This window comes from Streptomyces sp. NPDC051576 (assembly GCF_040681835.1).
Classification (GTDB): domain Bacteria; phylum Actinomycetota; class Actinomycetes; order Streptomycetales; family Streptomycetaceae; genus Streptomyces.
The window spans coordinates 308179-331713 of record NZ_JBFAZO010000001.1 but is presented as its reverse complement, the minus strand read 5'-3'; the positions used below and the strand labels follow the sequence as shown (position 1 = coordinate 331713).

Here is a 23535-nt window from a genome sequence, read left to right as displayed (position 1 = left end):
CCTTTGAGCGCCTTGTGCCGTTTATACGCCCCCGGCTGTGATAAACGAACGCCCCGGCGGCACGAGTGGCGTGCCGCCGGGGCGTTCGGAGTACTACTGCCGCAGCAGGCGTGATTAACGCTTGCTGTACTGCGGAGCCTTGCGGGCCTTCTTGAGACCGGCCTTCTTGCGCTCGACCGCACGGTCGTCGCGACGGAGGTAACCGGCCTTCTTGAGGGCGCCGCGGTTGTTGTCCACGTCGGCCTCGTTCAGCGCGCGAGCCACGCCGAGGCGCAGGGCACCGGCCTGACCGGAGACGCCGCCACCCGAGATACGGGCGATGACGTCGTAGCGGCCGTCCAGCTCGAGCACCTTGAAGGGCTCGTTGACTTCCTGCTGGTGGACCTTGTTCGGGAAGTAGTCCTCGAGCGTGCGCCCGTTGACCTTCCACTTGCCGGTGCCGGGCACGATGCGAACGCGCGCGATGGCGTTCTTGCGGCGGCCCAGGCCGGCGGCCGGCTGCGGGTCGCCGAAGCGGCCGGCGAGCGACTCCGACGTGTACTCACCCTCGACGGGGACGTCGGACTCGGTGGTGTAGCTCTCGATGTCGACGAGCTCGGTCTCGGTCTCTTCGACCGGCTGCTCAACGGTGGTCTCGGCCACGGTTCTCCTCAGATCTTTTCTGTTTAGGGGTGTGGCCGGAACTACTGCGCGACCTGGGTGATCTCGAACGGCACCGGCTGCTGCGCAGCGTGCGGGTGCTGGTCGCCCGAGTAGACCTTCAGCTTGCCGAGCATCTGACGGCCCAGGGTGTTCTTGGGGATCATGCCCTTGATGGCCTTCTCGACGGCCTTCTCGGGGTTCTTCGCCAGCAGCTCGTCGTAACGGACGGAGCGCAGACCACCCGGGTAACCGGAGTGGCGGTACGCCAGCTTCTGGGTCTTCTTGTTGCCGGACAGGTGAACCTTGTCGGCGTTGATGATGATGACGAAGTCGCCCATGTCCATGTGCGGGGCATAGGTCGGCTTGTGCTTGCCACGGAGGAGGTTCGCGGCAGTGGTAGCCAGACGGCCCAGGACGATGTCCTGAGCGTCAATGACGTGCCACTGGCGAGTCACATCGCCGGGCTTGGGGCTGTACGTACGCACTTCGCAGCCTTCTTCTTCAGTGGATGGGTGCTGACACATGGCATCACTGAAGCGATCGTGCAGCTGGGGACGACAATGGCCGGGACCGAGTCCCGTATGCCGCCCACTGGTAACTGCTCCAGGGAACCTACGTAAGGGCTTCTCGTCTGAGAACGACCAAGCCGATACGCATAACAAACCGTAAGAGTACCCGCGCCGCCCCGGACGGGTCAAAACGGGGTGTGACCACCACGAGCGGCAGCACACAGCGAGGGTTCGAGCACATACCGTGACAACCCCAACGCGAGTTGCCCCAGGGCTCATTGAGGCGCACCTGTACGCCCGTTGCCCCGTCTAGGATGCGTCCCATGAGCTTCGGGCAGGGGGGACCCCAGTCCCAGTGGGATCCCTGGAAACCGCAATCACAGCAGCCGTGGGGCGGCAACGTCGACGACGAGACCCCGGACTGGGCCGCGCTCGCCGACCAGGCGGAGACACGTAACCGGCGCAAGAGACTGCTGCTCATAGGCGGCGGCGCGCTCGCGACGGTGGCCGTCGGGACGGCCGTGGCCATGGCCGTGATGTCGGCGAACGGCGACGACACCGCGTCCGGGCAGCCGACGAACCTGCCCGCGAGCGGGACCCTGCCGAGCGCCGGCGCCAGTTCGCCGTCCTTCGCGCCGACCAGCGCGCCCCCGCCGCTGGACCCGAAGGACTTCATCTCCAGCAAGGCCAAGGACACCGCGCCGCTGAGCGCGGAGATCCTGTTCCCGGGCACGCAGCTGACCGCGGGCTCCACCGTGTACAAGAAGGGCCCGACGGCCGACACCACGAACTGCGCCTCCGTCACTTCGGGCACCCTTCCCAAGGCCCTCACCGCGAGCCACTGCACCCGCCTCATGCGGGTCACCTACGTCAAGGACGACATCGCGGTCACGGTCGGCGTGGCCCTCTTCGACACCGAGGCCCAGGCGGCCAAGGCCATAGGGCAGGCAGACACCAAGAGCGTCGTCAAATCACTGTCCGGGAAGGGCGTCAAGGCGTTCTGCGAAGGCGCGGTCTGCCGTACGACGACCAACTCCTATGGCCGCTATGCCTACTTCACGACGGCCGGCTTCACCAACGGCACGGACGTGACGACGAAGGACACCAAGGTCTTCACCATGGGCGACGCCCTGGGCAAGTTCGCCTTCGACCAGATCCGCCAGCGGGGCGAGGCGCAGGCATCGGCGGCGGCACAGGGCTGACGAGCGGGCGCGGGCCCGGCGGCCCACCCGCTCAGTGCACCGCGCCCCGCACCCGCCGCGCCTGCAACTGCCGCTCCGCGAGCAGGCCGTCGGCGGGATAGGCCACTTCCTCCAGCGTCAGCCCGTGCGGCCGTACGACATGCACGGCGCTGTCGCGGACCCGCGCGTCCAGCACCTTCCGCGGCCACTCCGCGCCCCGGTGCCCGTCGCCGACGAACAGCAACGCGCCCACCATGGACCGCACTTGGTTGTGGCAGAAGGCATCGGCACGGACCTCGATCTCGACGACACCGTCGTCCCGCCGCCGCACCCCGAAGTCGAAGATCTCGCGGACCGTGGACGCGCCCTCGCGCTTCTTCGCATAGGCGGCGAAGTCATGTTCCCCCACAAGGGACTTGGCGGCGGCGTCCATCACCTCGACGTCCACCTCCCAGTCGTGCCACAGCACATGGTTCCGCAGCAGCGGGTCCACTCCCCCGGGCCGATCGCCGACCCGGTAGACGTAGCGCCGCCACAGGGCCGCGAACCGCGCGTTGAAGCCCTCGGGAGCCTCCGCCACCCGCCAGACCCGCACATCCTTCGGCAGCCGCCCCGCAAGCCGCTTCAGCAGCTTCTCCCGGTGCTCCGCCCACAGCTCCCCCGGCAGATCGACATGCGCCACCTGCCCCCGCGCATGCACCCCGGCATCGGTCCGCCCCGCCACGGTCAGCTCGTACACGGTCTCCTGCGACCGCGTCACCGTCCGCAGCGCGTCCTCGACCTCCCCCTGCACGGTCCGCCGTCCCCCGGCCTGCTTGGCCCACCCGGAGAACGCGGTCCCGTCGTAGGAGAGATCGAGTCGTACGCGTACGTGGTCGGGCAGAACTTCGTCACTCACCCCTGGATCCTTTCAGGTGCACGAAAGCGGGCCCGCCCCTCGGAAGAGACGGACCCGCTCGAAGGACTGCTTACGCGTCCTTGGACTCCTCGTCGGCCTCGGCCGGCTTGGCGTCCTCGACGACCTCGGCCGGAGCAGAAGCCTCGGCGTCCTTCGCGGCACGCTTGGTGGCGGCCTCGGCCTCGCCCGTCGCGGCCTGCGCGACGGTCAGCGCCTCGACCAGCTCGATGACAGCCATGGGCGCGTTGTCGCCGCGACGGTTACCGATCTTGGTGATGCGGGTGTAGCCACCGGGACGGTTCTCGTAGCGCGGGCCGATCTCGGTGAAGAGCGTGTGGACGACGCTCTTGTCCGTGATCACCTGGAGCACCTGACGACGGTTGTGAAGGTCGCCCTTCTTCGCCTTGGTGACCAGACGCTCGGCGTAGGGCCGCAGCTTGCGGGCCTTCGCCTCGGTGGTGGTGATACGGCCGTGCTCGAAGAGCGACTTCGCGAGGTTCGCGATCAGCAGCTTCTCGTGCGCGGCACTGCCGCCCAGACGGGCACCCTTGGTGGGCTTCGGCATGTCTTTCTCCTTGGTATCTGCCCCGGCCGTATGAGGTACCGGGGTCAGGACCCGATGAGCGGATGCTCACCGGCAACAACCGATCAGTACTGCTCGGTCTCCACAAAACCCGCGTCCACGTCGTCGTCGGCGCCGAAGGCGTCGGCAGCGGCCGTCGGGTCGAATCCGGGCGGGCTGTCCTTCAGGGCCAGGCCCATGCCGGCCAGCTTCGCCTTGACCTCGTCGATGGACTTCGCACCGAAGTTACGGATGTCCAGGAGGTCGGCCTCGGAACGAGCCACGAGCTCACCCACGGAGTGGATGCCCTCGCGCTTGAGGCAGTTGTAGGAGCGGACGGTGAGTTCCAGCTCCTCGATCGGCAGCGCGAGGTCGGCGGCAAGGGCGGCGTCCGTGGGGGACGGGCCCATGTCGATGCCCTCGGCGTCGATGTTCAGCTCGCGCGCGAGACCGAACAGCTCGACCAGGGTCTTGCCGGCCGACGCCATGGCGTCACGCGGCCGCATGGCCTGCTTGGTCTCGACGTCGACGATCAGCTTGTCGAAGTCGGTGCGCTGCTCGACACGCGTCGCCTCGACCTTGTACGTGACCTTCAGCACGGGGCTGTAGATGGAGTCGACCGGAATACGGCCGATCTCCTGGCCCACCTGCTTGTTCTGCACGGCCGAGACATAACCGCGGCCACGCTCGACCGTCAGCTCCATCTCCAGCTTGCCCTTGCCGTTCAGCGTGGCCAGGACCAGGTCGGGGTTGTGCACCTCGACACCGGCCGGGGGCGCGATGTCGGCGGCGGTGACCAGACCCGGACCCTGCTTGCGCAGGTACATCACGACCGGCTCGTCGTGCTCCGAGGAGACCACGAGCTGCTTGATGTTGAGGATCAGGTCGGTGACGTCCTCCTTGACGCCCGGCACGGTGGTGAACTCGTGCAGGACCCCGTCGATCCGGATGCTGGTGACAGCGGCGCCGGGGATCGACGAGAGGAGGGTGCGACGGAGGGAGTTGCCGAGGGTGTAGCCGAAGCCCGGCTCCAGCGGCTCGATCACGAACCGGGAGCGGAACTCGTCCACGACCTCTTCGGTCAGAGACGGACGCTGAGCGATCAGCATGTGTGATTCCTTCAGTCATGGACGCCCGCTATTTGACGTCCTGCTGTTACTGCAAGGGTACGGGCGATACGTCTCCGAAGAGTCGTACCGCCCGAAAGCCCAGAACTACCGGCCGTGCGTCAGACGCGGCGGCGCTTCGGCGGGCGGCAGCCGTTGTGCGGGGTGGGGGTGACGTCCTGGATGGAGCCGACCTCAAGACCGGTGGCCTGGAGGGAGCGGATCGCGGTCTCGCGACCGGAGCCCGGGCCCTTCACGAAGACGTCGACCTTACGCATGCCGTGCTCCTGCGCGCGACGGGCGGCCGACTCGGCGGCCATCTGCGCGGCGAAGGGGGTGGACTTGCGCGAGCCCTTGAAGCCGACGTGGCCGGCGGAGGCCCAGGAGATCACGTTGCCCGAGGGGTCCGTGATCGAGACGATCGTGTTGTTGAACGTGCTCTTGATGTGCGCGTGGCCGTGAGCGACGTTCTTCTTTTCCTTGCGGCGCACCTTCTTGGCAGCGCCCTGACGACCCTTGGGGGGCATCTATTACTCCTACGGGGAGGTGGTCGGTCCTACAGCGAAGACCGCTGATGAAGCGTTGTCCGCTGCGGACTACTTCTTGCCCGGCTTCTTCTTGCCGGCGATGGCGCGACGCGGACCCTTGCGGGTACGAGCGTTCGTGCTGGTGCGCTGACCGCGTACGGGCAGACCACGACGGTGACGGAGACCCTGGTAGCAGCCGATCTCCACCTTGCGGCGGATGTCGGCCTGGATCTCGCGACGGAGGTCACCCTCGGTCTTGATGTTGGCGTCGACGTACTCACGAATCGCGACGAGCTGCTCTTCCGAGAGGTCGCGAACGCGGGTGTTGGGGTCGATGCCGGTCTCGGCCAGCGTCAGCTGGGAAAGGGTCCGACCAATGCCGAACACGTAGGTGAGGGCGACCTCCACGCGCTTTTCGCGCGGGATGTCGACACCGGAAACGCGTGCCATTCAATGGCTCCAGTTGATCTTCGGAGGTCTTCCGCAGAACCGGATCCCGACCGCCGTACCAGGTACGAATCGGGTCCCCGGCCTCCGAGCCGGGGGTGTCGGGCGCCTACTACGCCCGGGTCCTGCGTATGAACATGTATTGCTCGCGTCGCGCGAAACTCTGCGAATCGATGCAGAGGGAAGGTCGTGCGTCAGCCCTGGCGCTGCTTGTGGCGCGGGTTCTCGCAGATGACCATGACCCGACCGTGACGGCGGATCACCCTGCACTTGTCGCAGATCTTCTTGACGCTCGGCTTGACCTTCATTGGTGAGGTTCTCCGGGTCAGTTGCCTTCGGCGCCGCTCGCGCGGAACCTGGGCAAGATCTACTTGTAGCGGTAGACGATCCGGCCACGCGTGAGGTCGTACGGAGACAGCTCCACCACGACCCGGTCGTCAGGGAGGATACGGATGTAGTGCATACGCATCTTGCCGCTGATGTGTGCCAGGACCTGGTGGCCGTTCTGGAGCTCGACCTTGAACATGGCGTTCGGAAGAGACTCGACGACAGTGCCCTCGATCTCGATGGCACCTTGCTTCTTGGCCACGCTTCGCCCTTCGAATCGACTACCTTGATCGACTCGGTGCGTTCCCCTTGCGGGGTGCATGCGGACATGCGGGTGCACGAGAGCCGACGAGTCAGTCTACGTCAGGCCTCTCGGAAAGACGAATCGAGGAAGGATGCCCCAACGCGTAGATCGTTAAGCACACGGGGCTGTATAGCGCCCCGGGAGACGCGTCCCAAAGCGGCGCGGGTCTGTGCCGATGTGCGGCTGCCGCCGCGTGAGCGCGACAAGCCCCCACCGTGCCCCTCGGCCGAAGAACTAAGCAAGAGGATCCGGCGCAGCCGTGATCCCGTGCTCCGCCAGCTTCGCCTTCCCACCATCGGGAGCCGTCAGCACGAGCGGGCCCTCCTCGGTCAGCGCGATCGAGTGCTCCCAGTGGGAGGACCATGTGCCGTCGGTCGTGATGACCGTCCAGTCGTCGGAGAGGACCTCGGTCTTCGGGGTGCCGAGGGAGACCATGGGCTCGATGGCCAGGCAGAAGCCGGGAATCAGCTTGGGGCCCTTGCCGCGGCGCTTCTCGACGTAGTTGAGGAGGTGCGGGTCCATGTGCATCTCGGTGCCGATGCCGTGGCCGCCGTAGTCCTCGATGATTCCGTACTTGCCGCCGCCGGGCTTCGGCTGGCGGCGGATGTACGTCTCGATGGCGCGGGAGACGTCGACCAGGCGGTTGCCGAGCTTCATGGCCGCGATGCCGGCCCACATCGACTCCTCGGTGACCCGGGAGAGCTCGATCAGCTCGGGGGCGTGGCCGGAGCCGACGAAGGCGGTGTACGCCGCGTCGCCGTGCCAGCCGTCGATGATCGCGCCGCAGTCGATGGAGATGATGTCGCCGTCCTTGAGGACGACCTCGTCGGAGGGGATGCCGTGGACGACGACCTCGTTCACCGAGGTGCAGATGGTGGCCGGGAAGCCGCCGTAGCCGAGGAAGTTCGGCTTCGCGTTGTGGTCCGCGAGGACCTTGCGGGCGACCTCGTCCAGATCCTTCGTGCTGGCGCCGGGCACCGCGGCCTCACGCGTGGCCGCGTGGATCGCGGCGACGACCAGCCCCGCCTCGCGCATCTTGGCGATCTGCTCGGGGGTCTTGATCTGCACCATGGGGGCCTGCGCTCTCCGTCTTCCGTGTCACATGGGAATGGCTGTACACAACAGTACGGCCGCGGCACCCGTGCGGGCACCGCGGCCGGAACTGCCTGGCTACTACTTGTCGCTCTCGTCCTCGCGCTTCAGCGCCTCCAGCGCCCGCTGGGTGATCTCGTCCACCGGACCGAGCGAGGAGATCGTGACCACCAGGCCCTGGGCCTTGTAGTAGTCGATGATCGGCTCGGTCTGCGTGTGGTAGACCTCCAGGCGGGTGCGGACCGTGTCCTCGGAGTCGTCGTCACGCTGGTACAGCTCGCCGCCGCAGACGTCGCAGACGCCTTCCTGCTTGGCCGGGCTGTACGTCACGTGGAAGACGTGGCTGGAGTCCTTCCGGCAGATGCGGCGGCCGGCGATGCGCTTGACCACCTCGTCCTCGGAGACCTCCAGGTCGAGCACCGCGTCCAGCTTGATGCCCTCGGTCTTCAGCAGCTCGTCCAGCGCCTCGGCCTGCGACACATTGCGCGGGAAGCCGTCCAGCAGAAAGCCGTTGACCGCGTCCGGCTGCTCCATGCGGTCCTTGGCCATCGCGATGGTGACCTCGTCCGGGACCAGGTTGCCCGCGTCCATGTAGGACTTCGCCAGTTTGCCGAGTTCCGTGGCCTGACTGATGTTGGCACGGAAGAGGTCGCCCGTGGAGATGTGCGGGATGTGCAGCGTCTTGGCGAGGCGCACAGCCTGCGTACCCTTACCGGCACCCGGCGGCCCGACGAGGACGATTCGCATCAGCGGAGGAACCCTTCGTAATTGCGCTGCTGGAGCTGGCTCTCGATCTGCTTCACCGTCTCCAGACCCACACCCACGATGATCAGGATGCTGGTACCACCGAACGGGAAGTTCTGGCTTGCCCCGAAGCCGACCAACGCCATCGTCGGTACGAGAGCGATCAGACCCAAATACAGCGAACCCGGCCAGGTGATCCGGTTGAGTACGTAGCTCAGGTACTCAGCGGTCGGTCGGCCAGCCCGGATGCCCGGGATGAAGCCACCATACTTCTTCATGTTGTCGGCGACTTCCTCGGGGTTGAAGGAGATCGCCACGTAGAAGAACGCGAAGAAAACGATCAGGAGGAAGTACGCGGTGATGTAGATCGGGTGGTCGCCCTTGGTCAGGTTCTGCGTCACCCAGGTCTTCCAGGCGGCGTCGCCGCTGGAGAACTGCGCGACCAGAGCCGGGATGTAGAGCAGCGACGACGCGAAGATGACCGGGATCACACCCGCCTGGTTGACCTTCAGCGGGATGTAGGTCGACGTACCGCCGTAGGAACGGCGGCCGATCATGCGCTTCGCGTACTGCACCGGGATACGGCGCTGGGCCTGTTCGACGAAGACCACCAGGCCGACCATCACCAGGCCGACGAGGATGACGGTGCCGAACTCGATCCAGCCGCCGGCCAGCGTGCCCTGCTTCTTGATGGTCCACAGCGCGGACGGGAAGGTGGCCGCGATCGAGATGAACATCAGGATCGACATGCCGTTGCCGATGCCGCGGTCGGTGATGAGCTCGCCGAGCCACATCACGACGCCGGTGCCGGCGGTCATGGTGACGACCATGGTGATGGTCGTGAAGATGGCACGGTCCGGGACGATGCTCGTCGCGACCGTGCAGCCGGAGAAGAGGGCGCCGCTGCGGGCGGTGGCCACCAGGCCGGTGCCCTGCAGGATGGCGAGCGCCACGGTCAGATAGCGCGTGTACTGCGTGATCTTCGCCGTACCGGCCTGGCCCTCTTTCTTGAGGGCTTCCAGACGCGGGATCACCACGGTCAGCAGTTGCAGAATGATGCTCGCGGTGATGTACGGCATGATGCCGAGCGCGAAGACCGTGATCTGCAGCAGCGCACCGCCGGAGAACATGTTGACCAGACCGAAGAGGCCCTGGTTGCCGGAGGCCTCGGTCACACACTGCTGTACGGCCGTGTAGTTGACGCCGGGGATCGGAACGTGGGTACCGACCCGGTAGACCACGATGATGCCGAGCGTGAAGAGCAGCTTCTTGCGCAGGTCGGGCGTCCTGAACGCCCGGGCGAACGCGGTGAGCACGGTGCCTCCTGCGACCCCCGCGCCAGTGCGTCAAGGGTGACGGTCTTGAGGTTCGACGAATACGAAACAGAACAGTGCAGGCCACCTTACCGGCGACACTGCCCCCGTGGAACGACCAACCGGGGATACCCCGTTATGGGGTATCCCCGGTCGGGATCGCTTACGTCATCGTGACGTCCGAGAGACTCAGACGAGCTCGGTGACAGTACCGCCGGCGGCGGTGATCTTCTCCTTGGCGGAGCCGGAGACGGCGTCCACCGTCACCTGCAGCGCCACCGAGATCTCGCCCTGGCCGAGGACCTTGACGAGGCTGTTCTTGCGAACGGCACCCTTGGCGACGAGACCCTCTACGGTGACCTCGCCACCCTCCGGGTACAGCGCGCCCAGCTTGTCGAGGTTGACGACCTGGAACTCGGTCTTGAACGGGTTGCGGAAGCCCTTCAGCTTCGGAAGACGCATGTGGAGGGGCATCTGGCCACCCTCGAAGCGCTCCGGAACCTGGTAACGGGCCTTCGTACCCTTGGTTCCACGACCGGCCGTCTTACCCTTCGACGCCTCACCACGACCCACACGGGTCTTGGCGGTCTTGGCGCCCGGGGCGGGACGGAGGTTGTGGATCTTGAGCGGGTTGTTCTCCGCCATGATCAGTCGACCTCCTCAACCGTCACGAGGTGGCGGACGGTGTGCACCATTCCGCGGAACTCGGGGCGGTCCTCCTTGACGACCACGGTGTTGATCCCCTTGAGACCAAGGGACCGCAGTGTGTCACGGTGGTTCTGCTTGCTGCCGATGTACGACTTCGTCTGCGTGACCTTGAGGCGAGCCATTACGCACCCGCCCCGGCACGTGCACGAAGGAGAGCCGCGGGGGCGACGTCCTCGAGGGGCAGACCGCGGCGGGCCGCGATCTCCTCGGGACGCTGCAGGCCCTTGAGGGCCGCCACGGTCGCGTGCACGATGTTGATCGCGTTGGACGAGCCGAGCGACTTCGACAGGATGTCGTGCACGCCGGCGCACTCCAGGACAGCTCGCACCGGGCCACCGGCGATAACGCCGGTACCGGGGGAAGCAGGCTTGAGCAGGACGACGCCCGCGGCCTTCTCGCCCGTGATCGGGTGCGGGATGGTGCCCTGGATACGGGGGACCTTGAAGAAGTGCTTCTTGGCCTCCTCAACACCCTTGGCGATGGCGGCCGGCACCTCCTTGGCCTTGCCGTAACCGACACCCACGGTGCCGTCACCGTCGCCCACCACGACCAGCGCGGTGAAGCTGAAACGACGACCACCCTTGACAACCTTGGCGACGCGGTTGATCGCGACTACGCGCTCAACGTACGCGGTCTTCTCGGCGGCAGCAGCGCCGCCGTCACGGCCCTTCCGGTCCCGCCGCTCGCCGCCACCGGCACCGCTTCCACGGCGCTGGGGTCCAGCCATTGGATTACCTCTCTCTTTCCGCTAGCTACGGAAGCGACTAGAACTTCAGTCCGGCTTCGCGGGCGGCGTCCGCCAGGGCGGCGATGCGCCCCGCGTACTGGTTACCGCCACGGTCGAATACGACAGCCTCGACACCGGCGGCCTTGGCGCGCTCGGCGACCAGGGCGCCGACCGACTTGGCCTGCGCGGACTTGTCGCTCTCGCCGCCGCGGATCGAGGTGTCCAGGGTCGACGCCGACGCCAGGGTGTGACCCTTGATGTCGTCGATGACCTGGGCCACGATGTGGCGGTTGGAGCGGGTCACGACCAGGCGCGGACGCTCAGCCGTACCGGAAATGTGCTTCCGGATGCGGATGTGACGACGCTTGATGGCAGCACGCTTGTAAGCGTCGCCCTTAGCGATCTTCGTACCGTATGCCATGGCTTACTTACCCGCCTTTCCGACCTTGCGCCGGATGACTTCGCCCTCGTACTTGACGCCCTTGGCCTTGTACGGGTCGGGCTTGCGCAGCTTGCGGATGTTGGCCGCAACCTCGCCGACCTTCTGCTTGTCGATGCCCTCGACAGAGAAGTGGGTCGGGTTCTCGACCTTGAACGAGATGCCCTCGGGCGCCTCGACGGTGATCGAGTGGCTGTAGCCCAGAGCGAACTCCAGGTTCGAACCCTTGGCCGCGACGCGGTAACCGACACCGCTGATCTCGAGCTTCTTCACGTAACCCTGGGTCACGCCGGTGATCATGTTCGCCACCAGCGTGCGGGACAGGCCGTGCAGGGCCTTGTTCTGACGCTCGTCGTTGGGGCGGGTGACGTTGAGAACGCCGTCCTCACCCTTGGCGATGTCGATCGGCGATGCGACGGTGTGGGTCAGCGAGCCCTTGGGGCCCTTGACCGAGACCGTACGGCCGTCGATGGTGACGTCCACGCCGGCGGGAACCGTGATGGGGAGCTTGCCAATACGCGACATAGCTTCTTCCGATTCCTTTCCGCTACCAGACGTAGGCGAGAACTTCTCCGCCTACGCCCTTCTTGCCGGCCTGCTTGTCGGTGAGGAGACCGTGCGACGTGGAGATGATCGCCACGCCGAGGCCGCCCAGCACCTTGGGCAGGGAGGTGGACTTCGCGTAAACCCGGAGACCGGGCTTGGAGATCCGCTTGATGCCCGCGATGGAGCGCTCACGGTTGGGGCCGAACTTCAGCTCCAGGACGAGGTTCTTGCCGACCTCGGCGTCCTCGACCTTCCAGCCCGTGATGAAGCCCTCCTGCTGGAGGATCTCCGCGATGTGAGACTTGATCTTCGATGCCGGCATCGTCACGGAGTCGTGGTATGCCGAGTTCGCGTTCCGCAGACGCGTAAGCATGTCTGCGATCGGATCAGTCATGGTCATGAATTGGCCTTCGGCCTCTCTCGCCGGGGTTTCCAGGTGCCCATCCCTCTCCTCGATCCGAGACGAGGCGGGTGCGGTGCGGTGGACCTACGGCGTAGTAAGTCGTTTGGGCGTCAGGCGCCCAACCCTCCTAGCCTAAGCCATGAAGGGGTGGGCACCTGACCGAGCCCTTTACTTACCGAGAGCTTCGGGAGTCCGGAACTACCGGACTACCAGGAGCTCTTGGTCACGCCCGGCAGCTCGCCACGGTGAGCCATCTCACGAAGGCACACGCGGCACAGGCCGAACTTGCGGTACACGGAGTGCGGGCGGCCGCAGCGCTGGCAGCGGGTGTAGCCACGCACACCGAACTTGGGCTTACGAGCAGCCTTGGCAATCAGAGCCTTCTTCGCCATCTCGCTTACGCCTCCTTGAAGGGGAAGCCGAGGTGACGGAGAAGGGCACGGCCTTCGGCGTCGTTGGTCGCCGTGGTCACCACGGTGATGTCCATACCCCGGACGCGGTCGATCTTGTCCTGGTCGATCTCGTGGAACATGACCTGCTCGGTGAGACCAAAGGTGTAGTTGCCACGACCGTCGAACTGCTTGGGAGACAGACCACGGAAGTCGCGGATGCGCGGGAGCGCGAGCGACAGGGTGCGGTCCAGGAACTCCCACATGCGGTCGCCACGGAGCGTGACGTGGGCACCGATCGGCTGACCCTCGCGCAGCTTGAACTGCGCGATGGACTTGCGGGCCTTGGTGATGGCCGGCTTCTGACCGGTGATGGTGGTCAGGTCACGGACGGCACCGTCCATGAGCTTGGAGTCACGGGCGGCGTCGCCGACACCCATGTTGACCACGATCTTGACGAGGCCGGGGATCTGCATGACGTTCTCGTAGGAGAACTCCTCACGCAGCTTGCCCGCGATCTCCTCGCGGTACTTCGTCTTGAGACGCGGAGTGGTGGTGGTAGCCATCAGATGTCCTCACCCGTCCGCTTGGCAACGCGAACCTTGTTGCCCTCGTCGTCGAAGCGGTAGCCGACACGCGTGACGACCTTGTTGCCGTCCTTCTCAACGACCAGCTGGACGTTGGAGACGTGGATCGGCGCCTCGGTCGTGACGATGCCGCCGGCCTGCGAACCGCTGGCGGTCGGGCCGGCCTTGGTGTGCTTCTTGACCCGGTTGACACCCTCGACCAGGACGCGCTCGTCGCGCGGGTAAGCGGCAATGACCTTGCCCTGCTTGCCCTTGTCCTTGCCGGTGATGACCTGAACCGTGTCACCCTTCTTGATCTTCATGCTTACAGCACCTCCGGAGCCAGCGAGATGATCTTCATGAACTTCTTCTCGCGCAGCTCGCGCCCGACCGGGCCGAAGATGCGGGTGCCGCGAGGGTCGCCGTCGTTCTTCAGAATGACGGCGGCGTTCTCGTCGAAGCGGATGTACGAGCCGTCCGGACGACGGCGCTCCTTCACGGTGCGAACGATGACCGCCTTGACGACGTCACCCTTCTTCACGTTGCCACCGGGGATCGCGTCCTTGACGGTGGCGACGATGACGTCACCGATACCCGCGTAGCGGCGACCGGAGCCACCGAGCACACGGATGCAAAGGATTTCCTTCGCACCAGTGTTGTCGGCGACGCGCAGTCGCGACTCCTGCTGGATCACGTCTATCTCCTGATCGTCTGCCGGTTCCCCAAGGGCCGCTCAGTGAACGGCCCTTGGAGCCTGGCGGAACTGTCCTGCGAGGTTGCCCGCAGGAGAATTACTTGGCCTTCTCGAGGATCTCGACGATGCGCCAGCGCTTGGTCGCCGACAGCGGACGGGTCTCCATCAGGAGGACCCGGTCGCCGACGCCGGCCGCGTTCTGCTCGTCGTGGGCCTTGAGCTTGTTCGTACGGCGGATGACCTTGCCGTACAGCGCGTGCTTCACGCGGTCCTCGACGGCGACGACGACGGTCTTGTCCATCTTGTCGCTGACGACGAGACCCTCACGGGTCTTGCGGAAGCCGCGGGAAGCGGTCTGCTCTTCAGTCACGTTGCTCTCGCTCATCAGGCGCTCTCCACCGTCTCGATGCCCAGCTCGCGCTCACGCATCAGGGTGTAGATCCGCGCGATGTCCTTCCGGACGGCCTTGAGCCGACCGTGGTTCTCGAGCTGACCGGTCGCCGCCTGGAAGCGGAGGTTGAACAGCTCTTCCTTGGCTTCGCGGAGCTTCGCGAGAAGCTCCTCGTCACCCAGTTCGCGCAGCTCGGACGCCTTGGTACCGGCCGACATCACGCTTCACCTGCCTCGCGCTTGACGATCCGGCACTTCATCGGCAGCTTGTGGGCTGCGCGAGTCAGGGCCTCACGGGCGATCTTCTCGTTGGGGTAGGACAGCTCGAACATGACCCGGCCCGGGTGCACGTTCGCGATCCACCACTCGGGAGAACCCTTACCGGAACCCATGCGGGTCTCGGCAGGCTTCTTCGTGAGCGGGCGGTCCGGGTAGATGTTGATCCAGACCTTGCCGCCACGCTTGATGTGGCGGGTCATCGCGATACGAGCGGCCTCGATCTGGCGGTTCGTCACGTACGCCGGCGTGAGGGCCTGAATGCCGTACTCGCCGAACGAAACCTGCGTACCGCCCTTGGCCTGACCACGGCGCTTGGGGTGGTGCTGCTTGCGGTGCTTGACCCTACGGGGGATCAGCATGTCGGTCAGGCCTCCGTTCCGGTGCTCTCAGCCGGAGCGGCAGCCGCCGGAGCCTCGGCCTTGGGGGCCTCGGCAGCGGGAGCAGCCTGCTGCGGCTTGCGACCGCGACCGCCGCGCTCGCCACCACGGCCACCACGGGCCGGGCGGTCGGCGCCGCCGCCACCACGGGCCGGGCGGTTGCCGGCGCGGGCAGCGGCGTTCTCGGCGCGGACCTCGGCGATGTTCTTGACATCGCCCTTGTAGATCCAGACCTTCACGCCGATACGGCCGAAGGTCGTCTTGGCCTCGAAGAAGCCGTAGTCCACGTTCGCGCGGAGCGTGTGCAGGGGCACACGGCCCTCGCGGTAGAACTCCGAGCGGGACATCTCGGCGCCGCCGAGGCGACCGCCGCACTGGATCTTGATGCCCTTGGCGCCGGCCTTCATCGCCGACTGCATGCTCTTACGCATGGCGCGGCGGAAGGAGACGCGGGAGGACAGCTGCTCGGCGACGGCCTGGGCCACCAGCTGAGCGTCCGTCTCCGGGTTCTTGACCTCGAGGATGTTGAGCTGGACCTGCTTGCCGGTCAGCTTCTCCAGGTCACCGCGGATGCGGTCGGCCTCGGCGCCGCGGCGGCCGATGACGATGCCCGGGCGAGCCGTGTGGATGTCCACACGGACGCGGTCACGGGTGCGCTCGATCTCAACCTTCGAGATGCCGGCGCGCTCCATGCCGGACGTCATCATCCGACGGATGGCGACGTCTTCCTTGACGTAGTCCTTGTACAGCTTGTCGGCGTACCACCGGGACTTGAAGTCCGTGGTGATGCCGAGCCGGAACCCGTGCGGGTTAACCTTCTGGCCCATTACCGGGTTCCTTCCTTGCTGCTGACGACCACGGTGATGTGGCTGGTCCGCTTGCGGATCCGGTAGGCACGGCCCTGGGCACGCGGCCGGAACCGCTTCAGGGTCGGACCCTCGTCGACGTACGCCTCGGAGATGAAGAGGCTGTCGGCGTCGGTGTGGTCGTAGTTGTGCGCGGCGTTGGCAATGGCGCTGTCCAGCACCTTGCCGACCGGCACGCTCGCGGCCTGCGGGGCGAAACGCAGGACCGCCTGAGCCTCCGTGGCGTCCATGCCACGGATGAGGTCCACCACGCGGCGGGCCTTCATGGGCGTGACGCGGATGTACCGCGCCTGGGCCCTGGCTTCCATGGTTGTCCCTTCAGTGTTTGTCATGGTCGGTCACCCCGCGCTAGCGGCGCTTCGACTTCCGGTCGTCCTTGACGTGACCCCGGAAGGTGCGCGTCGGCGAGAACTCGCCGAGCTTGTGGCCGACCATCGACTCGGTGACAAACACCGGGATGTGGGTCTTGCCGTTGTGCACCGCGATCGTGTGGCCGAGCATGGCCGGGACGATCATCGAGCGGCGGGACCAGGTCTTGATGACGTTCTTGGAACCGGCCTCGTTCTGTACGTCCACCTTCTTGATGAGGTGGCCGTCGACGAAGGGCCCCTTCTTGAGACTGCGCGGCATCTAAACCCGCTCCTAGCGCTTCTTGTTCGTCTTGCGGCGGCGGACGATGTACTTGTTCGAAGCCTTCTTCGGCGAACGAGTACGACCCTCCTTCTGACCCCACGGGGAGACCGGGTGGCGACCACCGGAGGTCTTGCCCTCACCACCACCGTGCGGGTGGTCGACCGGGTTCATCGCAACACCGCGGACGGTCGGGCGGACGCCCAGCCAGCGCTTGCGGCCTGCCTTGCCCCAGTTGATGTTGCTCTGCTCGGCGTTGCCGACCTCGCCGACCGTGGCGCGGCAGCGCTGGTCGACCAGACGGATCTCACCGGAGGGCATGCGGAGGTGGGCCATCGAGCCCTCCTTCGCGAGCAGCTGCACGGAGGCACCGGCGGAGCGGGCGAACTTGGCGCCGCCACCCGGACGGAGCTCGATCGCGTGGATCGTGGTACCGACCGGGATGTTGCGGAGCGCCAGGTTGTTGCCCGGCTTGATGTCGGCCCCGGGACCGTTCTCGACGCGGTCGCCCTGCGACAGGTTGCGGGGGGCGAGGATGTAGCGCTTCTCGCCGTCCGCGTAGTGCAGCAGCGCGATGCGCGCGGTGCGGTTGGGGTCGTACTCGATGTGCGCGACCTTCGCCGGCACGCCGTCCTTGTCGTGACGACGGAAGTCGATCACTCGGTAGGCGCGCTTGTGTCCGCCACCCTGGTGGCGAACGGTCACACGACCGGCGTTGTTACGGCCGCCCTTGCTGTGCAGCGGGCGGACCAGCGACTTCTCCGGCGTGGACCGCGTGACCTCGACGAAGTCGGCGACGCTGGAGCCACGACGGCCCGGCGTAGTCGGCTTGTACTTGCGGATTCCCATTTCTCAGTCCTCGTCCGATATCGGACGATCCGACCCGCTTACGCGGTCGGACCGCCGAAGATGTCGATACGGTCGCCCTCAGCGAGGGTCACGATCGCGCGCTTGGTGCTGGCACGCTGACCGAAACCGGTCTTCGTGCGCTTGCGCTTGCCCTGGCGGTTGATCGTGTTGACCCCGGTGACCTTGACCGAGAAGACCGCCTGGACGGCCTGCTTGATCTGGGTCTTGTTCGCGCCCGGGGCGACGATGAACGTGTACTTGCCGCCGTCGAGGAGCGCGTAGCTCTTCTCGGAGACGACCGGCTTCAGCAGCACGTCACGGTGGTCCGTGAACGACTTGCTGATCGGCGTCTCGACGGTGTTCTTGCCCTCGGTCTCGTGGCGCTTCGCCTTGGCGAGACGCGCGACCTTCTTGGCCTTGGCGGCCTTCGAGGCGATGCTCGGGTGACGCGTAGCCATCAGGCTTCGCTCCCTTCGGTGTCAGCGGCCTGGGGGCCAGACACGAAGGACTCGAAAGCGGCCTGAGTGAAGACCACGTCGTCCGAGACGAGAACGTCGTACGTGTTCAGCTGGCCCGGCTCCAGGATGTGGACCTGGGGCAGGTTGCGCGCGGAAAGCAGCGCGGCCTCGTCGGAGCGCTCGATGACCAGGAGCACGTTCTTGCGCTCGCTGACCTTGCCGAGGAAGCTCTTGGCGGCCTTGGTGGAGGGGGTCTCGCCCTCGATCACGCCGGTGACGACGTGGATACGAGCGTTGCGGGCCCGGTCGGTGAGGGCGTGGCGCAGGGCCGCGGCCTTCATCTTCTTCGGGGTCCGCTGCGAGTAGTCGCGCGGCGTGGGGCCGTGGACGACGCCACCGCCGGCGAACTGCGGGGCGCGGGTCGAACCCTGACGGGCGCGGCCGGTGCCCTTCTGGCGGTACGGCTTCTTACCGCCACCGCGGACCTCGCCACGACGCTTGACCTTGTGCGTGCCCTGACGGGCGGCGGCCAGCTGCGCGACGACGACCTGGTGAAGCAGCGGGATGCTGATCTTCTCCACGTCGAAGATCTCGGCCGGGAGCTCTACGGTCCCGGCGGTGTCGCCGGAGGGCGACAGAATGTCAATGGTGCTCATAGTCCTCAGGCCCCCTTGGCCGCGGTGCGGACCAGGACGAGGCCGCCGTTCGGACCAGGAACCGCGCCCTTGATGAGGAGCAGGCCCTTCTCCGCGTCAACGGCGTGAACGGTCAGGTTCTGGGTGGTGACCCGCTCGTTGCCCATACGACCCGCCATGCGGAGGCCCTTGAACACACGGCCCGGGGTGGCACAGCCACCGATGGAGCCGGGAGAGCGGTGCTTGCGCTGGGTGCCGTGTCCGGCGCCGAGGCCCTTGAAGTTGTGACGCTTCATGACACCGGCGAAGCCCTTGCCCTTGCTCTTGCCGGTCACGTCCACCTTGACGCCGGCCTCGAAGGTCGCGGCGGTGATCTCCTGGCCGAGGGTGTACTCGCTGGCGTCAGCGGTACGGATCTCGACGAGGTGGCGGCGGGGCGTGACGTCGGCCTTGGCGAAGTGGCCCTTGAGGGGCTTGTTCACCTTGCGCGGGTCGATCTCGCCGAAGGCGATCTGGACCGACTCGTAGCCGTCACTGTCGTTCGTACGGACCTGGGTCACGACGTTGGGGCCGGCCTTGACGACGGTGACCGGAACAACACGGTTGTTCTCGTCCCACACCTGCGTCATGCCGAGCTTCTCGCCCAGGATGCCCTTGATCTGCTTGGTCATCTCTAACTCACCGACCCGATCAGAGCTTGATCTCGATGTCGACACCGGCCGGGAGGTCGAGTCGCATCAGAGAGTCAACGGTCTTGGGGGTCGGGTCGAGGATGTCGATCAGGCGCTTGTGGGTGCGCATCTCGAAGTGCTCGCGAGAGTCCTTGTACTTGTGCGGCGACTTGATGACGCAGTACACGTTCTTCTCAGTGGGCAGCGGCACCGGGCCCGCGACCGACGCACCAGTGCGGGTCACCGTCTCGACGATCTTCTTCGCCGAGGAGTCGATGACCTCGTGGTCGTAGGCCTTGAGCCGGATGCGGATCTTCTGTCCCGCCATGGCTACTCAGTAGTCCTGTCTCTAGTAACGCTCTGCACCCCGGTAATTCCTTCCGCCCTCTACGGTTCCTCCGACCCACGCGGTCGGGTGTGTCGCACTCTCACCGACACAGAGGCCCACATTCGGAACTTCCCTGCTGGGAAAGCACGGCCCGTCCGGAACCGCAAGCCGAGGGCGAAGAAGCCCACCGGGTGCCTGGCCGGCGCTGCACTGACACTTCCCGAAAGATTCCCGTACGTCCGCCCCAGTGCTGCCGTAAGGCAGTTGGAACGACGAGTACTGTGGGACTCGCTTCCGGTCCTCCCGGCGGGAGGCGCGCAGCATCAACACTCGACCGAGCAACTCCGACAGTCTGCCATATGGGGCAGGGGGCTGGCCAATCGGGGCGTAGAGATTACCCGGGGAGTGACGTAGGTCAAACCCGGGGCCGCGGAGATCGCTCGTGGTGTACGAGCTCGCCCCCTCTACGATGCCGCCGCGCGACTAGGGCCTCCCCACAAGTGCCATGACGGCCATCCAGCCCAGACACCCCCCGCATGCGATCAGCAGCGGCACCCAGCGCTGAGCCCGCCGGGCCGAGACGATCAGCCACACCGCGCCCGCGGCCACCACGAGCCCCAGGGCGGCCGCGGCCGTCCGAAGGCCACCGACCGCTTCCCCGCGACCTGCCGCACTCCGACCGAGCACCACCAGCGAGCCGACCGCGAGCAGAACCGCGAAGAGGCCGGCGAGACCGGCGAACAGACCCCGCCCACGGTCGTCGACCGCGGCCCGCGCATCGGTACGGTCACCGAGGCGGACCCCGTTGTCGAGGTTTGCCCTGCTTTCGTGGTTCGTCACGGCGGGCACTCTATCGGCGCCGACGACGGCGTTCGCTCATTATTTCCGGCGAATCGCGAAACGTCCGCGCTGCAGCGGGAGTTGACGGGACGGGAACGCGGACGCGAGCACGGGAGGCCCGAATGAACCTCAGAGTGAACCCTTGGGACCTCAGTGGATACGCGCGGCAGATCGGCCGCGCGGCGGACGACGCGGCGGACTTCAAGAGCCACTGCACCAAGTACACAGGCGTAGCCGTCTCGGACCAGGGCCTGCTGAACCTTTTCCTGACCACACACACGGCAACGGTGAAGACGGTCAACCTGGCGATGGACAGGCTGCAGGAAGTCCTCAGAGCGGCAAGCGCGGAACTGGAACGCAACAACAAGTACTACGCGCATACGGACTTGGCTGTGGCGAGGCGTATGGACGCCACCTATCCCCTCGTCGAACGCCCGGCGGACTAGCCCCATGTCCGACTTCATCGACCTCACCGAACCGACGAGCCTGCTCAAGGCCCCGTCCGCCCCGGACGAGTACTCCTGCGGCCCGATCCTCGACACGTTCAACAACTGCGGCGACCTGATGAGCCCGACGTACTGGGTGACGGAGGCCTACAACGCGGTCTTCGGCTTCAACCCGCTGGACGAAGTGATCCAGTGGTTCGCCGGCGACTGGGAGTCGTTCGCCAAGTGCGGTGTCGTCTGGGACCAGTTGGGCAAGGCCGTGGATGCGGTCTCCGGCAACGTCAGAGCCGGCAACAAGACGCTCGACCTGACATGGGACGGACGGGCCGCCGACGCGGCCTACACGTACTTCCACACCTGCGCGGCGAAACTCGAAGAGATCAGGGACGAGTTCGGCAACCTGAGGAGTCAGTACGACCATCTGGCCCACTCCGCCTATGCAACGGCCGAGGCCGTCAACGGTTACCTGTGCGGCATCATCGACGGCCTCCTGATCACGGCCGTCGAGCTGGCGGCAGGCACCGCACTGTCGTGGACCGGCGTCGGCGCGGCGGTGGGCTACGGCCTCGCCGCACTGGAGATCGCCAACATGCTGCGCCTGTGGGGCCAGGCCACCCAGGCCATGGGCAACGTCCAAGGCATCGTGAACGGCGCGGTGGGCGTAGTGGAAACCATCGGCGCAGCCCTTTACGGAACGATCTCCGAGTTCACGAAGATCGGCGAGTACGACCACCCGGACCCGTCGATCTGACTCCGCACCCCCACCCACCGCACGCACGCACGAACCAGGGAAGACGCCCGTGCCCGACGAACTCCGCATCGGCGACGCCGACTTGATGGACATCACCGGCGGCGACCAGGCCCGCGCCCGGTCGCTCCGCAAGGCCCTCCAGACACTCGCCCACGACCGCGCCCCCGACGATCCGCTGCGCGAGATGGCCCGCGAGGTCCTCAACGGCCGCACGGGTCTGCGCGAGGCAGCCCGAGTTCCCGCATACGCGGAGGCACTCGGAGATCGCGTCGCCCGCGGCTTCCGCGAGTACAACAGCCTCTCCCCCGAGGAACGCGGGAACCAGGAGGCTGCGGCGCGGGCCTACCTGGCGGAACAGCAGGAGGAGATCGAGGCGGAGCGACTGAGCGACCGCCACGAACACCGCACAGGTTCATCTCTGTGAACGTGAATCAGGTACACGCATCTTGACGCGTCCACAGCAAGCGCTTACGTTCCCTCACGAGAACGCGGGCAAGCGCTTTCTCTTGCACGGAACCCCTGGTCATGGGACGACCCTGGAGGCAGAACGATGCAAGTGAGACCAGTCATCGCGAGTGTGAGTCTGCTGGCGGGCGCGTTCGTCGCGCTGTCCGGCGCCCCGGCGCAGGCCGCGAGCGCCACGCAGTACGTGTCACCGACCGGCACCGCGAGCGCGGCCGGCACCCTCTCCGACCCCACCACCCTCGCCACGGCGATCAGTCGCATCGCGTCCGGCGGCACGATCTACCTGCGTGGCGGGACGTACGCCTACGGCTCGACGATCACGATCCCGGCGGGGAGCGACGGCACGTCCGCCGCCCGCACCACGCTCACCGCCTACAACGGCGAGACGCCGGTCCTCAACTTCTCTTCGCAGACCGAGAGTTCGTCGAACCGCGGACTCCAGCTCTACGCCAACTACTGGCACGTCTACGGCCTCACGGTCGAGCACGCCGGCGACAACGGCATCTACGTCGGCGGCAGCGACAACGTCATCGAGCGCACGGTGACGGCGTACAACCACGACACGGGTCTGCAACTGGGCCGTATCTCCTCCAGCACGTCGAGCGCGCAATGGCCCTCGAACAACCTGGTCGTCAGCTCGGAGTCGCACGACAACGCCGACTCCGACGGCGAGGACGCGGACGGCTTCGCCGCGAAGCTCACCACCGGCACCGGGAACGTCTTCCGCTACGACGTCTCCCACAACAACATCGACGACGGCTGGGACCTCTACACCAAGACCGACACCGGCGCGATCGGCCCGGTAACCATCGAGTACAGCCTCTCCTACGGGAACGGCACCCTCACCGACGGCAGCCAGAGCGGCGACGGCGACCGCAACGGCTACAAGCTCGGCGGCGACGACATCGCCGTCAACCACGTCGTCCGGCACGACATCGCCTACGGCAACGGCCATCACGGGTTCACCTACAACAGCAACCCCGGCACGATGGCGATCTCGAACAACGTCGGCATCGACAACGCGGAACGCAACTTCTCCTTCGACACGGGCACGTCGGTCTTCCGTACGAACACGTCGTGCCGGTTCGCGGTCAGCGGCTCGAACGACAAGACCATCGGCGACGCCGACACCTCCAACCAGTTCTGGACCGGCACGAACGGTTCGCGCTGCGCGTCGTACAGCGGGAGCCTGGGGTGGTCGTTCGCCTCGGACGGGAAGCTCGCGGTGACGTTCGGGGGGAAGGTGGTGAACCCGTAGGGGCACGGCGTGCGGGGTGGGGGGTTCCTCACCCCGATGCGCCGGTGGGCCGCGAGGCGCGAGCTGCGTCCGGGCCCAACTGTTCGACATCTTCAGCAAGTTGATGCCGACCACTGACCAACAAGGCCTGCCGCGCCGAACACCGACGGACAAAGTGGTGCTCCGGAT

38 protein-coding genes and 1 pseudogene are annotated in these 23535 nt (G+C 66.4%); 5 read left to right on the top strand and 34 right to left on the bottom strand.

Going from position 1 to position 23535, the window contains the following annotated elements:
• Positions 1-114 precede the first annotated feature (114 nt).
• Both rpsI and rplM read right to left on the bottom strand, forming a co-directional pair.
• Entirely contained in the window at positions 115-642 is a 528-nt protein-coding gene (gene rpsI, locus AB0M63_RS01680; RefSeq protein WP_328831012.1) for a 30S ribosomal protein S9, read from the bottom strand.
• Between the two features lie 41 nt (positions 643-683).
• Positions 684-1127, bottom strand: coding sequence for a 50S ribosomal protein L13 (rplM, locus tag AB0M63_RS01675; RefSeq protein WP_280878443.1), 444 nt, complete (start codon positions 1125-1127; stop codon positions 684-686).
• Positions 1128-1474: 347 nt separating this feature from the next.
• Here rplM and AB0M63_RS01670 point away from each other — a divergent pair, with 347 nt between their 5' ends.
• Entirely contained in the window at positions 1475-2353 is an 879-nt protein-coding gene (locus AB0M63_RS01670; RefSeq protein ID WP_355905204.1) for a hypothetical protein, read from the top strand.
• A gap of 31 nt (positions 2354-2384) precedes the next feature.
• Here the strand turns inward: AB0M63_RS01670 and truA are convergent, their stop codons facing one another.
• The 32 genes from truA to AB0M63_RS01510 form a co-directional block, all read right to left on the bottom strand.
• Positions 2385-3230 (bottom strand): tRNA pseudouridine(38-40) synthase TruA, encoded by an 846-nt coding sequence (gene truA / locus AB0M63_RS01665; RefSeq protein ID WP_355905201.1) that lies wholly within the window; start codon positions 3228-3230, stop codon positions 2385-2387.
• 70 nt (positions 3231-3300) lie between these two features.
• The gene (gene rplQ, locus AB0M63_RS01660; RefSeq protein WP_366018005.1) at positions 3301-3795 is read right to left on the bottom strand and encodes a 50S ribosomal protein L17; all 495 of its coding nucleotides are present in this window, start codon (positions 3793-3795) and stop codon (positions 3301-3303) included.
• A gap of 83 nt (positions 3796-3878) precedes the next feature.
• Entirely contained in the window at positions 3879-4901 is a 1023-nt protein-coding gene (locus AB0M63_RS01655) for a DNA-directed RNA polymerase subunit alpha (RefSeq protein ID WP_019055532.1), read from the bottom strand.
• A 119-nt stretch (positions 4902-5020) separates the two neighbouring features.
• The gene (gene rpsK / locus AB0M63_RS01650) at positions 5021-5425 is read right to left on the bottom strand and encodes a 30S ribosomal protein S11 (RefSeq protein ID WP_003956432.1); all 405 of its coding nucleotides are present in this window, start codon (positions 5423-5425) and stop codon (positions 5021-5023) included.
• A gap of 69 nt (positions 5426-5494) precedes the next feature.
• Positions 5495-5875, bottom strand: coding sequence for a 30S ribosomal protein S13 (gene rpsM, locus AB0M63_RS01645; RefSeq protein WP_019055531.1), 381 nt, complete (start codon positions 5873-5875; stop codon positions 5495-5497).
• A gap of 191 nt (positions 5876-6066) precedes the next feature.
• Positions 6067-6180, bottom strand: coding sequence for a 50S ribosomal protein L36 (rpmJ, locus tag AB0M63_RS01640; RefSeq protein ID WP_003998809.1), 114 nt, complete (start codon positions 6178-6180; stop codon positions 6067-6069).
• 59 nt (positions 6181-6239) lie between these two features.
• Positions 6240-6461 (bottom strand): translation initiation factor IF-1, encoded by a 222-nt coding sequence (infA, locus tag AB0M63_RS01635; protein WP_003948620.1) that lies wholly within the window; start codon positions 6459-6461, stop codon positions 6240-6242.
• Between the two features lie 276 nt (positions 6462-6737).
• Positions 6738-7574 (bottom strand): type I methionyl aminopeptidase, encoded by an 837-nt coding sequence (gene map, locus AB0M63_RS01630; protein ID WP_366018004.1) that lies wholly within the window; start codon positions 7572-7574, stop codon positions 6738-6740.
• 102 nt (positions 7575-7676) lie between these two features.
• Positions 7677-8342 carry an adenylate kinase gene (locus tag AB0M63_RS01625; protein WP_355905190.1) on the bottom strand — a complete coding sequence of 222 codons (666 nt, stop codon included), beginning with the start codon at positions 8340-8342 and terminating at the stop codon, positions 7677-7679.
• Positions 8342-9655 carry a preprotein translocase subunit SecY gene (gene secY, locus AB0M63_RS01620; RefSeq protein ID WP_328831007.1) on the bottom strand — a complete coding sequence of 438 codons (1314 nt, stop codon included), beginning with the start codon at positions 9653-9655 and terminating at the stop codon, positions 8342-8344. The genes AB0M63_RS01625 and secY overlap by 1 nt, the downstream gene beginning before the upstream one ends.
• Positions 9656-9841: 186 nt before the next feature.
• On the bottom strand, positions 9842-10297 hold the full coding sequence (gene rplO, locus AB0M63_RS01615; RefSeq protein ID WP_189190330.1) for a 50S ribosomal protein L15: 456 nt from the start codon (positions 10295-10297) through the stop codon (positions 9842-9844).
• Between the two features lie 2 nt (positions 10298-10299).
• Positions 10300-10482, bottom strand: coding sequence for a 50S ribosomal protein L30 (gene rpmD, locus AB0M63_RS01610; RefSeq protein ID WP_006376032.1), 183 nt, complete (start codon positions 10480-10482; stop codon positions 10300-10302).
• Positions 10482-11087 (bottom strand): 30S ribosomal protein S5, encoded by a 606-nt coding sequence (gene rpsE / locus AB0M63_RS01605; RefSeq protein WP_006376045.1) that lies wholly within the window; start codon positions 11085-11087, stop codon positions 10482-10484. The genes rpmD and rpsE overlap by 1 nt, the downstream gene beginning before the upstream one ends.
• A gap of 37 nt (positions 11088-11124) precedes the next feature.
• Positions 11125-11508, bottom strand: a complete 384-nt coding sequence (gene rplR, locus AB0M63_RS01600) for a 50S ribosomal protein L18 (protein WP_019055526.1) — start codon at positions 11506-11508, stop codon at positions 11125-11127.
• Between the two features lie 3 nt (positions 11509-11511).
• Positions 11512-12051 carry a 50S ribosomal protein L6 gene (rplF, locus tag AB0M63_RS01595; RefSeq protein ID WP_355905184.1) on the bottom strand — a complete coding sequence of 180 codons (540 nt, stop codon included), beginning with the start codon at positions 12049-12051 and terminating at the stop codon, positions 11512-11514.
• 22 nt (positions 12052-12073) lie between these two features.
• Positions 12074-12472, bottom strand: a complete 399-nt coding sequence (gene rpsH, locus AB0M63_RS01590; RefSeq protein ID WP_013001411.1) for a 30S ribosomal protein S8 — start codon at positions 12470-12472, stop codon at positions 12074-12076.
• 209 nt (positions 12473-12681) lie between these two features.
• A complete protein-coding gene (locus tag AB0M63_RS01585; RefSeq protein WP_003948630.1) occupies positions 12682-12867 on the bottom strand; it encodes a type Z 30S ribosomal protein S14 in 186 nt (61 codons plus the stop codon).
• 5 nt (positions 12868-12872) lie between these two features.
• Complete coding sequence (gene rplE / locus AB0M63_RS01580; protein WP_020132628.1) at positions 12873-13430, bottom strand: 50S ribosomal protein L5; 558 nt, start codon at positions 13428-13430, stop codon at positions 12873-12875.
• On the bottom strand, positions 13430-13753 hold the full coding sequence (gene rplX / locus AB0M63_RS01575; RefSeq protein WP_067367101.1) for a 50S ribosomal protein L24: 324 nt from the start codon (positions 13751-13753) through the stop codon (positions 13430-13432). The genes rplE and rplX overlap by 1 nt, the downstream gene beginning before the upstream one ends.
• Before the next feature lie 2 nt (positions 13754-13755).
• Complete coding sequence (gene rplN, locus AB0M63_RS01570; RefSeq protein WP_003998823.1) at positions 13756-14124, bottom strand: 50S ribosomal protein L14; 369 nt, start codon at positions 14122-14124, stop codon at positions 13756-13758.
• Positions 14125-14221: 97 nt separating this feature from the next.
• Positions 14222-14509: a 30S ribosomal protein S17 gene (rpsQ, locus tag AB0M63_RS01565; RefSeq protein ID WP_019072282.1), complete on the bottom strand. Its 288-nt coding sequence runs from the start codon at positions 14507-14509 to the stop codon at positions 14222-14224.
• Positions 14509-14733 carry a 50S ribosomal protein L29 gene (gene rpmC / locus AB0M63_RS01560; RefSeq protein ID WP_003998824.1) on the bottom strand — a complete coding sequence of 75 codons (225 nt, stop codon included), beginning with the start codon at positions 14731-14733 and terminating at the stop codon, positions 14509-14511. The genes rpsQ and rpmC overlap by 1 nt, the downstream gene beginning before the upstream one ends.
• Positions 14733-15152 (bottom strand): 50S ribosomal protein L16, encoded by a 420-nt coding sequence (gene rplP, locus AB0M63_RS01555; RefSeq protein ID WP_010986348.1) that lies wholly within the window; start codon positions 15150-15152, stop codon positions 14733-14735. The genes rpmC and rplP overlap by 1 nt, the downstream gene beginning before the upstream one ends.
• Positions 15153-15157: 5 nt before the next feature.
• Positions 15158-15997: a 30S ribosomal protein S3 gene (rpsC, locus tag AB0M63_RS01550; RefSeq protein WP_355905177.1), complete on the bottom strand. Its 840-nt coding sequence runs from the start codon at positions 15995-15997 to the stop codon at positions 15158-15160.
• Positions 15997-16344 (bottom strand): 50S ribosomal protein L22, encoded by a 348-nt coding sequence (rplV, locus tag AB0M63_RS01545; protein WP_003974262.1) that lies wholly within the window; start codon positions 16342-16344, stop codon positions 15997-15999. Before rplV ends, rpsC begins: the two co-directional genes overlap by 1 nt.
• A 40-nt stretch (positions 16345-16384) precedes the next feature.
• The gene (rpsS, locus tag AB0M63_RS01540; RefSeq protein WP_019055518.1) at positions 16385-16666 is read right to left on the bottom strand and encodes a 30S ribosomal protein S19; all 282 of its coding nucleotides are present in this window, start codon (positions 16664-16666) and stop codon (positions 16385-16387) included.
• 12 nt (positions 16667-16678) lie between these two features.
• The gene (gene rplB, locus AB0M63_RS01535) at positions 16679-17515 is read right to left on the bottom strand and encodes a 50S ribosomal protein L2 (RefSeq protein ID WP_093824855.1); all 837 of its coding nucleotides are present in this window, start codon (positions 17513-17515) and stop codon (positions 16679-16681) included.
• Positions 17516-17553: 38 nt separating this feature from the next.
• On the bottom strand, positions 17554-17973 hold the full coding sequence (gene rplW / locus AB0M63_RS01530; RefSeq protein ID WP_355905172.1) for a 50S ribosomal protein L23: 420 nt from the start codon (positions 17971-17973) through the stop codon (positions 17554-17556).
• Positions 17973-18629 (bottom strand): 50S ribosomal protein L4, encoded by a 657-nt coding sequence (gene rplD / locus AB0M63_RS01525; RefSeq protein WP_328831004.1) that lies wholly within the window; start codon positions 18627-18629, stop codon positions 17973-17975. Before rplD ends, rplW begins: the two co-directional genes overlap by 1 nt.
• A gap of 5 nt (positions 18630-18634) precedes the next feature.
• Complete coding sequence (rplC, locus tag AB0M63_RS01520; RefSeq protein WP_355905167.1) at positions 18635-19279, bottom strand: 50S ribosomal protein L3; 645 nt, start codon at positions 19277-19279, stop codon at positions 18635-18637.
• Positions 19280-19298: 19 nt separating this feature from the next.
• Complete coding sequence (rpsJ, locus tag AB0M63_RS01515; RefSeq protein WP_003948644.1) at positions 19299-19607, bottom strand: 30S ribosomal protein S10; 309 nt, start codon at positions 19605-19607, stop codon at positions 19299-19301.
• Positions 19608-20090: 483 nt separating this feature from the next.
• Positions 20091-20447, bottom strand: a complete 357-nt coding sequence (locus AB0M63_RS01510) for a hypothetical protein (RefSeq protein WP_366018002.1) — start codon at positions 20445-20447, stop codon at positions 20091-20093.
• A gap of 122 nt (positions 20448-20569) precedes the next feature.
• Between AB0M63_RS01510 and AB0M63_RS01505 the strand changes: the two genes are divergently transcribed.
• From AB0M63_RS01505 to AB0M63_RS01490, 4 genes and pseudogenes are all read left to right on the top strand, one after another.
• Entirely contained in the window at positions 20570-20893 is a 324-nt protein-coding gene (locus AB0M63_RS01505) for a hypothetical protein (RefSeq protein WP_355905162.1), read from the top strand.
• Positions 20894-20897: 4 nt separating this feature from the next.
• Positions 20898-21644 carry a hypothetical protein gene (locus tag AB0M63_RS01500; protein WP_355905159.1) on the top strand — a complete coding sequence of 249 codons (747 nt, stop codon included), beginning with the start codon at positions 20898-20900 and terminating at the stop codon, positions 21642-21644.
• A 49-nt stretch (positions 21645-21693) separates the two neighbouring features.
• On the top strand, positions 21694-22068 hold the full coding sequence (locus AB0M63_RS01495) for a hypothetical protein (RefSeq protein WP_366018001.1): 375 nt from the start codon (positions 21694-21696) through the stop codon (positions 22066-22068).
• Between the two features lie 213 nt (positions 22069-22281).
• Positions 22282-23367 (top strand): annotated as a pseudogene (locus AB0M63_RS01490) (right-handed parallel beta-helix repeat-containing protein); the annotation flags it as partial.
• Positions 23368-23535 lie beyond the last annotated feature (168 nt).

What these genes read in the sequence shown, in the direction of transcription:
- AB0M63_RS01670 (WP_355905204.1), top strand. Translation starts at nt 1,475, where the DNA reads ATGAGCTTCGGGCAGGGGGGACCCCAGTCCCAGTGGGATCCCTGGAAA.
- rplQ (WP_366018005.1), bottom strand. Translation starts at nt 3,795, where the DNA reads ATGCCGAAGCCCACCAAGGGTGCCCGTCTGGGCGGCAGTGCCGCGCAC.
- AB0M63_RS01655 (WP_019055532.1), bottom strand. Translation starts at nt 4,901, where the DNA reads ATGCTGATCGCTCAGCGTCCGTCTCTGACCGAAGAGGTCGTGGACGAG.
- rpsK (WP_003956432.1), bottom strand. Translation starts at nt 5,425, where the DNA reads ATGCCCCCCAAGGGTCGTCAGGGCGCTGCCAAGAAGGTGCGCCGCAAG.
- rpsM (WP_019055531.1), bottom strand. Translation starts at nt 5,875, where the DNA reads ATGGCACGCGTTTCCGGTGTCGACATCCCGCGCGAAAAGCGCGTGGAG.
- rpmJ (WP_003998809.1), bottom strand. Translation starts at nt 6,180, where the DNA reads ATGAAGGTCAAGCCGAGCGTCAAGAAGATCTGCGACAAGTGCAGGGTG.
- map (WP_366018004.1), bottom strand. Translation starts at nt 7,574, where the DNA reads ATGGTGCAGATCAAGACCCCCGAGCAGATCGCCAAGATGCGCGAGGCG.
- AB0M63_RS01625 (WP_355905190.1), bottom strand. Translation starts at nt 8,342, where the DNA reads ATGCGAATCGTCCTCGTCGGGCCGCCGGGTGCCGGTAAGGGTACGCAG.
- rplO (WP_189190330.1), bottom strand. Translation starts at nt 10,297, where the DNA reads ATGGCGGAGAACAACCCGCTCAAGATCCACAACCTCCGTCCCGCCCCG.
- rpmD (WP_006376032.1), bottom strand. Translation starts at nt 10,482, where the DNA reads ATGGCTCGCCTCAAGGTCACGCAGACGAAGTCGTACATCGGCAGCAAG.
- rpsE (WP_006376045.1), bottom strand. Translation starts at nt 11,087, where the DNA reads ATGGCTGGACCCCAGCGCCGTGGAAGCGGTGCCGGTGGCGGCGAGCGG.
- rplR (WP_019055526.1), bottom strand. Translation starts at nt 11,508, where the DNA reads ATGGCATACGGTACGAAGATCGCTAAGGGCGACGCTTACAAGCGTGCT.
- rplF (WP_355905184.1), bottom strand. Translation starts at nt 12,051, where the DNA reads ATGTCGCGTATTGGCAAGCTCCCCATCACGGTTCCCGCCGGCGTGGAC.
- rpsH (WP_013001411.1), bottom strand. Translation starts at nt 12,472, where the DNA reads ATGACCATGACTGATCCGATCGCAGACATGCTTACGCGTCTGCGGAAC.
- AB0M63_RS01585 (WP_003948630.1), bottom strand. Translation starts at nt 12,867, where the DNA reads ATGGCGAAGAAGGCTCTGATTGCCAAGGCTGCTCGTAAGCCCAAGTTC.
- rplE (WP_020132628.1), bottom strand. Translation starts at nt 13,430, where the DNA reads ATGGCTACCACCACCACTCCGCGTCTCAAGACGAAGTACCGCGAGGAG.
- rplX (WP_067367101.1), bottom strand. Translation starts at nt 13,753, where the DNA reads ATGAAGATCAAGAAGGGTGACACGGTTCAGGTCATCACCGGCAAGGAC.
- rpsQ (WP_019072282.1), bottom strand. Translation starts at nt 14,509, where the DNA reads ATGAGCGAGAGCAACGTGACTGAAGAGCAGACCGCTTCCCGCGGCTTC.
- rpmC (WP_003998824.1), bottom strand. Translation starts at nt 14,733, where the DNA reads ATGTCGGCCGGTACCAAGGCGTCCGAGCTGCGCGAACTGGGTGACGAG.
- rplP (WP_010986348.1), bottom strand. Translation starts at nt 15,152, where the DNA reads ATGCTGATCCCCCGTAGGGTCAAGCACCGCAAGCAGCACCACCCCAAG.
- rpsC (WP_355905177.1), bottom strand. Translation starts at nt 15,997, where the DNA reads ATGGGCCAGAAGGTTAACCCGCACGGGTTCCGGCTCGGCATCACCACG.
- rplV (WP_003974262.1), bottom strand. Translation starts at nt 16,344, where the DNA reads ATGGAAGCCAGGGCCCAGGCGCGGTACATCCGCGTCACGCCCATGAAG.
- rpsS (WP_019055518.1), bottom strand. Translation starts at nt 16,666, where the DNA reads ATGCCGCGCAGTCTCAAGAAGGGGCCCTTCGTCGACGGCCACCTCATC.
- rplB (WP_093824855.1), bottom strand. Translation starts at nt 17,515, where the DNA reads ATGGGAATCCGCAAGTACAAGCCGACTACGCCGGGCCGTCGTGGCTCC.
- rplW (WP_355905172.1), bottom strand. Translation starts at nt 17,973, where the DNA reads ATGGCTACGCGTCACCCGAGCATCGCCTCGAAGGCCGCCAAGGCCAAG.
- rplD (WP_328831004.1), bottom strand. Translation starts at nt 18,629, where the DNA reads ATGAGCACCATTGACATTCTGTCGCCCTCCGGCGACACCGCCGGGACC.
- rplC (WP_355905167.1), bottom strand. Translation starts at nt 19,279, where the DNA reads ATGACCAAGCAGATCAAGGGCATCCTGGGCGAGAAGCTCGGCATGACG.
- rpsJ (WP_003948644.1), bottom strand. Translation starts at nt 19,607, where the DNA reads ATGGCGGGACAGAAGATCCGCATCCGGCTCAAGGCCTACGACCACGAG.
- AB0M63_RS01505 (WP_355905162.1), top strand. Translation starts at nt 20,570, where the DNA reads ATGAACCTCAGAGTGAACCCTTGGGACCTCAGTGGATACGCGCGGCAG.
- AB0M63_RS01500 (WP_355905159.1), top strand. Translation starts at nt 20,898, where the DNA reads ATGTCCGACTTCATCGACCTCACCGAACCGACGAGCCTGCTCAAGGCC.